The organism is Streptomyces sp. NPDC002467 (assembly GCF_042889825.1).
Lineage (GTDB): Bacteria > Actinomycetota > Actinomycetes > Streptomycetales > Streptomycetaceae > Streptomyces.
In genome coordinates, this window is record NZ_JBIARJ010000006.1 from 224,771 (window position 1) to 237,806 (window position 13,036).

7 protein-coding genes are annotated in these 13,036 nt (G+C 68.2%); 5 read left to right on the forward strand and 2 right to left on the reverse strand.

Annotated features, from left to right (window positions below):
- Positions 1 to 78: 78 nt before the first annotated feature.
- Complete coding sequence (locus ACFYYJ_RS15380; protein WP_389132459.1) at positions 79 to 453, reverse strand: hypothetical protein; 375 nt, start codon at positions 451 to 453, stop codon at positions 79 to 81.
- The gene (locus ACFYYJ_RS15385) at positions 450 to 2,909 is read right to left on the reverse strand and encodes an AAA family ATPase (RefSeq protein WP_389132461.1); all 2,460 of its coding nucleotides are present in this window, start codon (positions 2,907 to 2,909) and stop codon (positions 450 to 452) included. Before ACFYYJ_RS15385 ends, ACFYYJ_RS15380 begins: the two co-directional genes overlap by 4 nt.
- Positions 2,910 to 3,374: 465 nt before the next feature.
- Between ACFYYJ_RS15385 and ACFYYJ_RS15390 the strand changes: the two genes are divergently transcribed.
- From ACFYYJ_RS15390 to ACFYYJ_RS15410, 5 genes are all read left to right on the forward strand, one after another.
- The gene (locus tag ACFYYJ_RS15390; RefSeq protein WP_389132464.1) at positions 3,375 to 5,588 is read left to right on the forward strand and encodes an N-6 DNA methylase; all 2,214 of its coding nucleotides are present in this window, start codon (positions 3,375 to 3,377) and stop codon (positions 5,586 to 5,588) included.
- Positions 5,589 to 5,678: 90 nt separating this feature from the next.
- Positions 5,679 to 7,688 (forward strand): N-6 DNA methylase, encoded by a 2,010-nt coding sequence (locus tag ACFYYJ_RS15395; RefSeq protein WP_389132468.1) that lies wholly within the window; start codon positions 5,679 to 5,681, stop codon positions 7,686 to 7,688.
- Entirely contained in the window at positions 7,685 to 8,896 is a 1,212-nt protein-coding gene (locus ACFYYJ_RS15400) for a restriction endonuclease subunit S (protein WP_389132473.1), read from the forward strand. The genes ACFYYJ_RS15395 and ACFYYJ_RS15400 overlap by 4 nt, the downstream gene beginning before the upstream one ends.
- Before the next feature lie 2 nt (positions 8,897 to 8,898).
- On the forward strand, positions 8,899 to 12,099 hold the full coding sequence (locus ACFYYJ_RS15405; RefSeq protein WP_389132476.1) for a type I restriction endonuclease subunit R: 3,201 nt from the start codon (positions 8,899 to 8,901) through the stop codon (positions 12,097 to 12,099).
- Positions 12,100 to 12,262: 163 nt separating this feature from the next.
- Positions 12,263 to 12,931: a hypothetical protein gene (locus tag ACFYYJ_RS15410; protein ID WP_389132480.1), complete on the forward strand. Its 669-nt coding sequence runs from the start codon at positions 12,263 to 12,265 to the stop codon at positions 12,929 to 12,931.
- Positions 12,932 to 13,036: the final 105 nt, after the last annotated feature.

A 13,036-nucleotide genomic window follows, 5' to 3' on the forward strand; every position in this document is an offset into this window, starting at 1 on the left:
GGTGCCGGGGGACACCGCCACGGGCATGTGCCCGTACCCCGCTGAAACAACTACCAGAAAACGGACGGTGACGAAGAGTCAATGGATCAGTTCTCGGATGAGGCCGTCGGCCTCGGCGCGCCAGGCCCGCACCTGGGCGTACGTGGGCCCGAGCTCGTACAGGTGGTAGTGGCACCCCAGACTCAGCTGCGACCAGAGGGCCTTCGCCCGTCGAGCCGTTCCGGTCGACGCGACGGAGTGCAGGAGGAGCAGCTTGGCGCGCCCCGTGGTGCGGGGCAGACCTGGCATCGCGGCTTCCAGCACCCGGTCGACGCAGAGCTCCAGCGCGGTCCGCAGCGCGAGGCAGGCGCCGCGGTGCCGGCCGGCGGTGGTGGCGTGGGCGAGTTCGCCGTCGAGGAGGCCGTCGGCCGTCAGCAGCAGACCTTCGACAGAAGCAGGCGCGGGGGCGGTCATGCGGTCACCTCCGGCTTGCGGATCTTCTGCGCCAGGTTCTCCACGTCCGTGACGAAGCGGTGGGGGTTGGGGATCGAGGTGCCGCCGGCGTGGGCCCCCTTCTGGCACTGCTGGATCAGGGAGCATGCCGGGCTTCCGTAGCGGCGGCGTACCTCCTCCTTGACGTCGCTACCGCGCGTCACGTCGCCGAAGAGCGCGAAGGCCGCGACCTCCTGGAACCTTTCCGCGCTGTCGATCGCGGTCTGGAGGTCGTACTCCGAGCCGCCGGTGCGGTGGTGGCGGATCCAGGCAGCCTCCAGGAACGTGTTCTCCAGGGCGATCCGGCACAGGCCGGGCACCACGTGGCTGTACGTCTCGGGGGGAAGCCCCGGAGTGGCGGCGATGGCCCGGGCGTCGCCGATGGCCTGCGCGACCGGGTCGTCGACGCAGTCGACCTTCACCCGGGACCCCTCGCCACGCGCCACCTGGAAGACCGTGACCGGCAGCTCCTGGTCGGTGAACGCCTTCTGCAGACGAGGGTCGTGGGTGAAGACGACGATCTGCCGGTGCCTGCCGATCTCGTGCAGCACCTGGGCGAGTCCGTGCACCTTGGTCGGGTCCATGGACTGCACGGGGTCGTCGATCACGAGGAAGCCGAACGGGCTGTCCGCGGTCGTGGCCCTCGGCAGGAAGAGGGAGAGCGCGAGGGAGTGCAGCTCCCCCTGGCTCATGACGTCGAGCGCGGGGGCGTCCTGGCCGTCGACGGAGGCCGCCATGACGAGCTTGCGGACGTTCGCCTTCTCGCTGCCCTTCAGGCTCACGGAAGTGAGGTCGACATTGCTCTCCTGCCGCAGGCGCTCCCAGATGGCCTGCGTGGCGTCGGTGAAGCGCTCCATGCGCTGCTCCCGCAGCTCGGTGGAGAGGTCCTTGAGCCACTTCACCGCCTTTCGGAGGTCGCCCAGCAGAGGCTTGTCCCGCTCGGTCTCGCGGGCCTTGTCCGCCCAGGCGGCGAGCCGGGTGACGAGCGCGCGCCACCGCTCGTCGCGCTCCTCCAGCTCGTGGGCCGCATGCCTCCTGACGGTGTCGCAGGCGTCAACGAGGACCGTGGCGGCTTCTTCGGCGCTCCGGGCGAGTTCGGCGGGGTCGGTGATCTGCCGGCAGTCGCTCCACGCCTTCCACGGGCCGGCCAGTGCAACGGGGATCCGCTGGGGGTTCTCGATGAGGTTGTGGAGGTTCCGCTTACCGGTCCGGACGGCGGCGCGGGCGTCCTCGGCGGTCTTCGCCTCGTGGCGCAGTTCCGCGACCTGCCGGGAGGCGCGGTCGTACCACTCCCGTCCGAGGACCCGTTCCGTTCCGCACGCGGGGCAGACATCGTCGTCGGGGTGCCGGTCGGCGTGGGCGAGGGCCTTCTCCAGCAGATCGGCGCGCAGCCGGGCGTTCTCGGCGTCGGTGCCGTGAAGGTCCTCCACGTCGGCCAGGGCGATCCTCAGCCGCTGAACGGCCTCCCCGACCTCCGCCAGGTCGGGGCCCTGCGCCCCGGCCTCACTCTGGAGCTCGGCGAGCCGGCTGTCGTCGGCCGGGGGGAGCCCCGCGACGAGCGCGTCGATGGTGTCGAGGTCCAGGGCGCCGGGGGTGTCCACGGCGAGCAGGGCCTGTACGGCACGGTCGTCGTCCCCCAGCGCGTAGAGGGCGTCCTTCAGGCCGGGCAGGGCCTCCCTCGTCTCCTTCGCGACGGCAGCGAGGGCCTTCTCCCGCGCGCTCAGCCGGTTGGTCGCGATGGAGAGCAGCTCCATGCCGAGGATGGTGGCGATCGCGTCGTACCGCTCGGACGGCTTGCCGGTGAGCATGAGGTCGAGGTCGGTGTACGAGAGGAACGGCCGGTGGTCGGCGAGGGGCGTGTCCCAGCCGGCCTCGGCCACGGGGACGGCTGCATGACCCGGGCGCTTGAAGGTGGCCTCGGAGCTGCCGAACTCCTGGCTCGTCCAGGTGCGGGTGAGGGTGCTGTTGCCGGTGTCGCCCTCGATCGCGAGCTTGAGCTCGATCTTGGGGCTTTCGGCGTTGTGGAGGTTGTACCAGTGGCCGCCGCGCGTGGCGTCCTGGCCCGGCCGATGGGCCCGGGTGCCGGTGAAGCCGACCTCGATGGCGTCGGCGAGGCTGGACTTGCCGGAGCCGTTGCGGCCCACGACGAGGTTGACACCCGGACGGGGGCTGAGGCTCAGCCGGGCACGGGGGCCGATACCACGGAAGCCGTTGACGGCGAGGGAGCCGAGGTAGACGCGCCCGACCGGAGAGGTTCCACGGGTCTCGTTCTCGCCCAGCGTCTCCTTCAGGAGCGCCTTCACGGGCTCGGTGAGTGCCGCCTCGCCCAGACGGGTCCGCACCAGATCGGCCAGGGGCGGGGGCTGGTCGGCGGAGTTCGGCCGAGTGGGGTCGGTGGGTTCGTCCGCGTTCCGCTGGGACTGTTCCGTCACGGTCATGTGCTTTCTCCCGGGGGCCAGATGCTGGTTCGGAGGATGGGGCGGACACCGGCACGCGGTCGGTGCGGATGGTGCCCCGGCGTTCGCGTGGGGGTGGTGGTGCGCGGCGTGGTCCCCCGTTGAGAGGGAGGGGACATGTGCGGTGGGTGGCGACTTCGGTGCGGAACGGATCCGGCGAGGGCGCGGCCCTGACGTGTCGCGTTGCGATGAGTAGGGACTGACGGAGATCGGATGCGTGACGCGGTACGGCGACAGGGCGCTCCACAGTTCGCTCGCAAAGTCAGCGTCACGCTTCCACTCGGAACCGTGACTAGATAAGCATGACACTGAAAGCACTGTCAAACGACTTGACGAATTTGACGACCGTTGTAATGTGTTAACCGTCCCCGTCCGACTGGCCCGAGAGGTGCGGAACCCCACGCCATGCCCCAGCAGCCACCAGCCCAACCGGCACCCTCAGCGCATGTGACAGCCGCCGAGATCTCCCGTATCGCAGGGGTCACGCGCGCCACCGTCAGCAACTGGCGCCGCCGCCACGACGACTTCCCGGCTCCCAGCGCAGGCACGGAAACCAGTCCGCTCTACGACCTGCCGGCCGTCCAGGCATGGCTGCGGGGACGCGGGCACACCTCCACCGCCTCGCCGGCCGAGGAACTGCGTACAGCGCTCCGGCTGCTGGGACCCGGCTCGGGAGTGGCCGCGCGACTGTTCCCGCTGGCGGCTGCCGCGTCCCGGCGCAGACCGGAGGAGCTGACCGAACTCGCCGCCTTGCCCGACGACCAGTTGATCGCCCGAGCGGAGAAGACCGCGGGCGAGCTTCCGGCCGCCGTGCCCGAGGCCGAGCCGGTCCGCTACGGTCCGGACGACGCGGACGCGGTCCGCGCGCTGCTGGGTTGCGTCCGTGAGGCGGGGCCGCAGGCCGCCGTCGACGTCCTCGCCGAACGCGAACTGGACGAGGGCGCCGCCAGCGGCGTCTACCAGACCCCGGAGGGCCTGGCCCTCCTCATGGCACTGCTCCTGCCGGCCGACCCGTCCCGCGTCCTCGACCCCGCCTGCGGCAGCGGCACGCTCCTGGCTGCCGCCGCCCGGCAGGGCGCGCGGGAGCTGTTCGGGCAGGACTCGCTCCCCGTCCAGGGCCAGCGCACCGCGGTCCGGCTGCTGCTGGCCGCACCCGAAGCCGAGACGGCGATCCGCGTCGGCGACAGCCTGCGCGACGACGCCTTTCCCGATGTCACCGTGGACGCCGTCCTGTGCAACCCGCCGTTCGCCGACCGGGACTGGGGTCACGACGAGCTGGCCTACGACCCAAGGTGGGCGTACGGGCTTCCGCCGCGCTTCGAGTCCGAACTGGCGTGGGTGCAGCACGCCCTCGCGCACCTGGAGCCCGGCGGCTACGCGGTCATGCTGCTGCCACCCGGGGTTGCCTTCCGCTCGTCCGGCCGCCGCGTCCGCGCGGAACTCATCCGCGGCGGGGCCCTGCGCGCCGTCGTCTCCCTTCCGGCGCGTGCCGCGTATCCGCTCCACATCGGCCTGCAGATCTGGGTGTTCCAACGCCCCGAGCCGGGCGGCACGGACCGTACGACGGTGCTGTTCGTCGACGGGGAGGGCGAGCAGCGGGACGGCGCCCCGGGCACGGCGTCCGCCACCGACATGGCCACGGCCGACGCCGGCACCCGTGGCGGCTCACGCCCCCGCCGCTCCGGCTCGTCCTCTTCCGCCGCCCCTTCCTCCGCCGCCTCCTTCGACTGGGCGGGGCTGACTGACCGGGTCCTCGGCCAGTGGGCCGCGTTCACCACCGCACCCGACACCTACGCCGACGAGCCAGGCGTCGCCCGCGCGGTGCCCCTCGTCGACCTCCTCGACGACGTCGTCGACGTCACCCCGGCCCGCCATGTCCGGGCGACCGCGGGCGACATCGACCCGGCCGACCTGGCCCGCCGCGTCGACGACCTGTACGGGCAACTGGCCGAGCAGGTCAGCGCACTGGCGGCCTCCTCCGCCTCCGGCGGGTGGCAGCCGTCCGGGGCCTCGGCCCGCGAGTGGCGTACGGCGACCGTCTCCGACCTGGCGCGCGGCGGAGCCCTGACCGTGCTGCGGGCGGCTACGCCCGGCACACGAGGCTCCAAGGGCTCCGGCGCCCCCGCCGTGGAGCGGCCGGTCCTCACCGCCCGCGACATCTCGGGCGGAAACCCGCCGTCCGGTACGGCTGTCGACATCCACTCGGACGCCGCGCAACCCGTAGCCGCCGGGGACGTCCTCGTACGCGCCGTCGCGAACGGCGGCAACGCGGCGGCGATGACCCGGGTAGCGGACGACCGGGACGCCGGCGCCCTGCTGGGTCAGCACATCCACCTCCTGCGCCCCGACCCCGCCCGCCTCGACCCGTGGTTCCTGGCCGGGTTCCTCGGCGCCGAGGACAACATCGCCTCCGCGTCGACCGGCAGCAGCCTCGTGCACGTCACACCGGGCCGCCTGCGCCTACCGCTGCTGCCCCTGGAGGAACAGCGGCGCTACGGGGAGGCTTTCCGCCGCGTGCACGAACTGCGCGCGGCCGTCCGCAGAACAGCTGACCTAGCCGCCGACACCGCGGCCACCCTCACCACCGGCCTGACCGCGGGCGTACTCCTGCCACCGGCCGACCCGACCAGCCCGGGCACCCCGGGCAGCCGTTCTGTCTGAAACGCCCCACGAGTCCCACCGCACAAGACCACACTGAATCCCAGCCGTCCCACGCCCGGACGGCGCTCTTCGGAAGGAAGCCGGGACCTCTTGAACAGCAGCAAGCACACGGAGCTGGCGAACCACGCCTGGTCCGTCGCCGATCTCCTGCGCGGTGACTACCGACAGTCCGACTACGGCAAGGTCATCCTGCCGTTCACCGTACTGCGCCGCCTGGAGTGCGTCCTGGAGCCGACGCGCGAGAAGGTCGCCGAGACCGTCGACAGGTTCGCGGGCCAGGAGATCGACACCGACCACTTCCTGCGCAAGGCCTCGGGTCACTCCTTCTACAACAAAAGCGACCTCACGCTCAAGAAGATCGCGGCCGACCCGCAGAACGCGGCGAAGAACCTGCAGATCTACGTCGGCGCCTTCTCCGACAACGCCCGCGAGGTCCTCGAGAAGTACGAGTTCAACCAGCAGGTCAGGAAGCTCGACGGCGCGAACCTGCTCTACCAGGTCATCGGCAGGTTCACCGACCTCGACCTGCACCCCGATGTCGTGCCCAACCACAACATGGGCTACATCTTCGAGGAGCTGATCCGCCGCTTCGCCGAGCAGTCGAACGAGACCGCAGGTGAACACTTCACCCCGCGCGAGGTCATCAAGCTGATGGTCAACCTGCTGGTGGCGCCCGACGCGGACGCCCTCAGCCTGCCGGGTGTCGTCCGCACGGTCATGGACCCGGCCTGCGGCACGGGCGGCATGCTCAGCGCCGCCGACGACCACATCCTGGCCCTCAACCCGGACGCGACGGTCGAGGTGTACGGGCAGGAGCTCAACCCCGAGTCCTGGGCGATCTGCCGGTCCGACCTGATGATCAAGGGCCAGGACCCGGAGAACATCCGCTTCGGCAACTCCTTCTCCGACGACGGCCACTCCCGCCGGAAGTTCGACTACATCCTCGCCAACCCGCCGTTCGGCGTGGAGTGGAAGAAGGTCAAGGAGGAGGTCGAGTACGAGCACAAGTCGCTCGGCGACGCCGGCCGCTTCGGCGCCGGCCTACCGCGCATCAACGACGGTTCGCTCCTCTTCCTCCAGCACATGATCTCGAAGATGAAGCCGGTGGACGTGAACGGCGGGGGCGGATCTCGCATCGCCATCGTCTTCAACGGCTCCCCGCTGTTCACGGGCGCGGCTGATTCCGGCGAGTCCAAGATCCGCCGCTGGATCCTGGAGAACGACTGGCTGGAGGCGATCATCGCCCTCCCGGACCAGCTCTTCTACAACACCGGCATCTCCACGTACTTCTGGATTCTCACCAACCGCAAGGACGCCGACCACAAGGGCAAGGTCGTCCTCCTGGACGCGCGCGACCAGTGGGTGAAGATGCGCAAGTCGCTCGGCGACAAGCGCAAGGAACTGGGCGACGGGACGAACGGCCGCCCCGACCACATCGGCGACATCACCCGCCTGTACTCGGAGGCCCTCCAGGTCGCCAAGGACCCCGAGCACCGGCTGCACGGCAAGGTCAAGCTCTTCGCCAACGAGGACTTCGGCTACCAGCGCATCACCGTCGAACGCCCGCTGAAGCTTCGCTTCGAGGTCACGGAGGAGACCCTGGCTGCACTGACGGAGGCCAAGCCGGTGGCGAGGCTGGAGCGGAGCGAGGAGTTCGTCGCGGCGGTGCGTACGCTGCTCGGCTCGTCCTGGCCGACGAAGTCAGAGGCGTTCATCGCACTTAAGGATGCGGTCGTCGCGGCCGGCCTGACGTGGCCGACGGGCGCGCCATTCGCGAAGGTAGTGCGGGAGACGATCGGCGTCCGGGACCCCGAGGGTGAGGTCCAGAAAATCAAGAGTGCGGCTGAGCCGGACACGGACCTGCGCGACTCCGAGAACGTTCCGCTCGGCGAGGACGTCGAGGACTACCTCAAGCGCGAGGTGCATCCGCACGTCCCGGACGCGTGGATCGACCACACGAAGACGAAGATCGGCTACGAGATCCCGTTCACCCGGCACTTTTACGTGTACAAGCCGCCGAGGCCGCTGGCCGAGATCGACGCAGAGCTGAAGTCCCTGGAAGCAGAGATTCAGGCGCTGCTGGAAGAGGTTACAGAATGACCTGGCCAACTGTACCGTTGCGACGCCTCGTTACATGTCTCGATGGCCGACGAATCCCCCTGAACAGCGAGCAGCGGGCAGAAATGAAGGGGAGCGTCCCGTACTGGGGAGCTGGCGGCGTACTGGATTTTGTCGATCAGGCAATCTTCAACGAGCCATTGGTTCTACTCAAGGAAGATGGATCTCCATTTTTTATCCCAGGAAAGGGCGTTGCCCATTACGTAGAGGGACCGAGCTGGATCAACAACCACATCCACGCCCTGCGCGCAACAGGTGCCGATGGACGATTCCTCGCTTACGCGCTCAACTGCGTTGATTACTCAAATTACCTCACAGGGTCAACACGGGACAAGCTCACACAAGAAGATCTCAAGAAGATCGACATCTGGCAACCTCCCCTTAGGGAACAGCGTCGCATCGCCGATTTCCTCGACGCTGAGACCGCCCGCATCGACCGACTGGTCGCCCTACAAGTGACCTTGAGGGCGAGGATCGATGAGCGTGATAACGCCCTGCGTGACAACCTGGTCAATGAGTTGGCTAGGACAGTTGGCGAGGTTCCGCTGCGTCGATTCACTACACGGATTGAGCAGGGAGCAAGCCCGCAGTGTGAGGCCATCCCTCGGCAAGGCGATGACGAATGGGGCGTCTTGAAGCTCAGCGCCGTCAAGGGTGGGAACTTCATCTCCTCAGAAAACAAGCGCCTGCCAGAGGGCACTGAGCCGATTTCCGCCTATCAGGTGAGGCGAGGTGACCTTTTGGTAACGCGCGCCAACACGCCGAGCCTGGTTGGCGATGTCGCAGTTGTCGAAAGCGATCACCAGAAGCTGCTACTTCCTGACTTGATCTATCGCGTTGACCTTATGCCCGAGATGAACGCGGACTTCGTGGCGCAGGTAGCACTGAGCGGCCGCGTACGTACGTTGATTGAATCTGTGGCGCGGGGAACTTCCCAGTCTATGGTGAAACTCCGTGGGGAGGACATCAAAACCTGGCCCATGCCGATGGCTACGCAGACGCAGCAGGCCACATTGGTGCAGGAAATTCAAGGCGGTATGCAGGGCACAGCTCGACTCCGTACCGCCGTCGCTCTCCAACTCAGCCTCCTCGCCGAGCGCCGCCAAGCCCTGATCACCGCCGCCGTAACCGGTCAGTTCGACGTATCCACCGCCAGCGGGCGCAACGTAACGGACGGAGTCACCGCCTAGCCATGAGCCCCATCCACACGGAGTCCGCCTTCGGTGACGCCATAGTCGCCGCCATGATCGAGCGCGGCTGGCGCGAGGCGCGCCCGCAGGACTACCAGGCCGACCTCGGTCTGGACACCAACGAACTCTTCACCTTCATCGGCGCGACCCAGCCAGACGAGTGGAGCGAGCTGCTCACCGTCTACGGCGGTGACCCCAACGAGGCCCAGCGCGGATTCGCCGGCCGCCTCGACCAGGCCATCGCCACCAACGGGCTCCTCGATGTCCTCCGCAACGGCGTCAAGGACCGCGGCGTCCTGCTCCGCGTCGCCTACTTCAAGCCCAACCTCGTCGCCCACGACTCCGTGCTCGACGGCTACCGGGCCAACCGCCTCACCGTCGTCCGCGAGCTCGAGTACGCGACGAAGCAGGCCGACTGGGGCAACCGGCTCGACCTCGCCCTCTTCCTCAACGGAATCCCGGTCGCCACGGCCGAGCTGAAGAACCCGCTGACCAAGCAGGGGGTGGAGCAGGCCAAGGAGCAGTACCGCACCGACCGCGACCCCACCGAGCTGATCTTCACGCGCCGCGTCGTCGCGAACTTCGCCGTGGACCCGGACCTGGTCTTCGTCGCCACCCAGCTCAAAGGCAAGAACACCCGCTTCCTCCCCTTCAACACCGGATCCAACGGCCCCGGCCAGCCCGGCGGGGCCGGTAACCCGGCCCCCACCACCTACGGCACGTACGCGACCTCCTACCTCTGGGAGCAGGTCTGGCGGCCGGACAACTGGCTGGACCTGCTTCAGCGGTTCGTGCACCTACACAAGAGCAAGACGCCCGGCGGCGGCACCACCAAGACGATGGTCTTCCCCCGGTTCCAGCAGTGGGACGCGGTCAAGAAGCTCACCGCGCACGCCTCCACCCACGGCGCAGGCCACGACTACCTGGTCATGGCCTCGGCCGGCTCCGGCAAGTCCAACACCATCGGCTGGCTCGCGCACCGCCTCAGCGACCTGCACACCCCGACCGACCCGCGCGAACTCGACCCCGAGGCCATCGCCAAGGGCCTCAAGCCGGGCGTGCCGGTCTTCGACAAGGTCATCGTCATCACCGACCGCCGCAACCTGGACGCCCAGCTCCGCGAAACGGTCGGCAACTTCGAGCAGACCGCGGGCCTAGTCGTGGAGATCGACGAGAAGTACGGAGCCAAGGGCGAGCAGCTCGCCAAGGCGCTCTCCCGCGACACCGGGAAGATCGTCACCGTCACGCTGCACTCCTTCCCGGCGATGCTCGACTACCTCCAGCGCAACCCCACGGAGATCCAGGGCAGCAGCTTCGCGATCATCGTGGACGAGGCCCACTCCTCGCAGTCCGGTGACGCCGCCACCGCCGTACGGTCCGCGCTGCGCGACCTCGGCCTGGACTCCGACTCAGACGAGGCGGGCGCGACCACGGTCAAGGCCGAGGCCGCCGCAACCCTCGACGAGCAGCTCAAGAAGAGGGCCGAGCAGCGTTCCCGCGCCGCGAACCTGTCCTACTTCGCGTTCACCGCCACGCCGAAGGCCAAGACGCTCGAACTCTTCGGGACGCTCCAGGACATCGACGGCAAGGCTGCCTACCGCCCCTTCCACACGTACGCCATGCGGCAGGCGATCGAGGAGGGCTTCATCCTCGACCCGCTGCGCAACTACGTCACGTACAACACGTACTGGAAGCTGGTGAACCAGAACCCCGACGAACGGGAAGTCGACCCGTCGAAGGCGAACGGCCTGCTCGCCCGGTACGCGCTCACCCATCACTCGACGGTCGCCCAGCACGCCCAGGTGATCGTGGAGCACTTCGTGGCGCACAGCCGGGGCCGTCTCGGCGGCCGGGCCAAGTCCATGGTGGTGACCGCCTCCCGGCAGTCCGCCGTGCAGATGGCGCGCGCGATCAAGAGCTATCTCAAGGACCGGGACTACGACACCAAGTACCCCGACCTGGGAGTCCTCGTCGCCTTCTCCGGCTCACTCACGGTCGACGGCGAGGAGACCACCGAGCCGAAGGAGAACGGCGGGCTGTCGGAGAGCGCGCTGCCGAAGGCGTTCGCGTACACGCGTGTCGACGACAAGGCCGCCCGGGCCGGCGGCACGGGCCAGCGCGAGTACCGGATCCTGGTCGTGGCGGAGAAGTACCAGACCGGCTTCGACCAGCCGCTGCTGACGACGATGTACGTCAACAAGTCACTGACCGGCATCTCAGCCGTCCAGACCCTGTCCCGGCTGAACCGGACCGCCGAGCGCAAGAGCCAGGCGGACCTGGCGGTCCTGGACTTCGTCAACGACGCCAACGACATACAGGACGCCTTCCGCCCGTATTTCGAGGAGGCGAACACCCTCCCCTCCGACCCCAACCTGCTCTACACCGCGCAGAGCCGGGTCATGCAGGCGGCGATCCTGTCCGGGCAGGAGATGGACGAGTTCGCCGCCGCGTACTTCGCCGCCAAGGAGAAGGCGGCGGGCTCACAGTCCAAGTGGGAGAAACTGCACGCCGAGCTGTACCGGCTGCTCTCCCCCGCCGTCGCCCGCTTCACGCCCCTGCTCGAAAGCGAGGACACGGACGACCAGGAGGCCGCGGAGGACTTCCGCGCCGCCCTCAACGACTACGTCAGGAAGTACGGCTTCCTCGCGCAGATCGTCCCGTACCAGGATGCCGAGTTGGAGCGGCTGCACCTCTACGGCCGCTACCTCCTCAACCGGCTGCCGCGCCGGGCGGACGGCGGCGTGGACATCGGCGAGATCGACCTCAGCCACATGCGGGTGGAGAAGACCGGCGAGTACGACGTCTCTCTAACCTCCGAGGGGCCGACGACGATGCAGGGCTTCGGTGACGGCACGGGCGGCGCCAAGGACGCGGAGAAGTCCCTGCTCTCGAAGTTGATCGACGACTTCAACGACCGCTTCGGCACCGAGTTCACCGAGCAGGACGTCATCCGACCGTTCGAGGAGGCCAAGGCCGACCCGAAGGTGCGGGCGGCGGCCGTCGTCAACGACGAGGAGAACTTCGGCCTCGTCTTCGACAACGTCTTCGCGGACAAGATGGCCGACCACATCGACACCATCGCGGGCATGGGCCGCCAGTACTTCGGCCCCGACAAGGGCTTCAAGTCCAGTCTGGACCGCAGCGCCCGCAAGGCCGCCTGGCGGATGATCCGCCGCGAGGAGGGTCTGGACGACGACGTCTGATCCATACGTCCCGGCCGGATGTGGGGGCTGGGATCCCCTGTTGGAGCGATGCAACGCTCCAACAGGGGGTCGGCTGCGCGCGTGCCACTGGATTTCTGCTTACAAGACTGTCCGCAGTGCAAGTTGCCCTCTTCATGAGGTGTAACGGATCGGGAGGGGAAAAATGAGCCACGCGGGGGACGAGCTCGAAGAGTCTCGGCTTCAGAAGGCCGTCGAGATGATCGCCATCACACCGGAGGCGGCCGCTGAGCTCGTGGGCGGGTACCGTGCGACTTTCGAGGCCAAGTTCAAGCGAGAGCCCGAGAGCCTGGAGGACAAGCGCCGGATCGCGGCCAAGATAGTCGGCCGGTACTCCAAGCTTTCGGCAGTCACCGGCGCGGTCACCGCAGCCCCGAGTGTGATTCCAGGGGTCGGGACGGCGGTCGCAGTCCTTGGCGGCGGCATCACCGACATCGCCGCGGCACTCAAGCTCCAGATCGACATGTGCATGTGCCTGGTCGAGGTGTACGAGACCGAGCTGAGCAATGAGGACAAGAAGCACCTGGCTTCCGTGCTCGCGTTGGCGGGTTCGGTAGAGCAGATGGCGTCGAAGGGCGGCAAGGCAGCGGTCATGAAGATCGCCGAGAAGTTGGTCTATCAGTACCTGCGAGGGCCGGCCTTGGTCACGATCAAGCAGTTGTTCAAGCGGGTGTCGATCACCTTCACCCAGAAGGCGATGGCCAAGGCGATTCCCGCCGGCGTAGGTGTCGCCTTCAGCAGCTCAACCAACTACGTCCTGACGACGGTGGTGGGCAAGGTCGCCGTCGCCGTCCTGGCCAAAGACGTGAAGTAGCAACACTGCATCGGATTCGGTACCGCCGACTCAGTTGCCAGACAGTAATGCAGTCGCGCATTGCACTTCCTTTGCGCGCGTGCCAGTCCCAGCGGTCGGCGACCC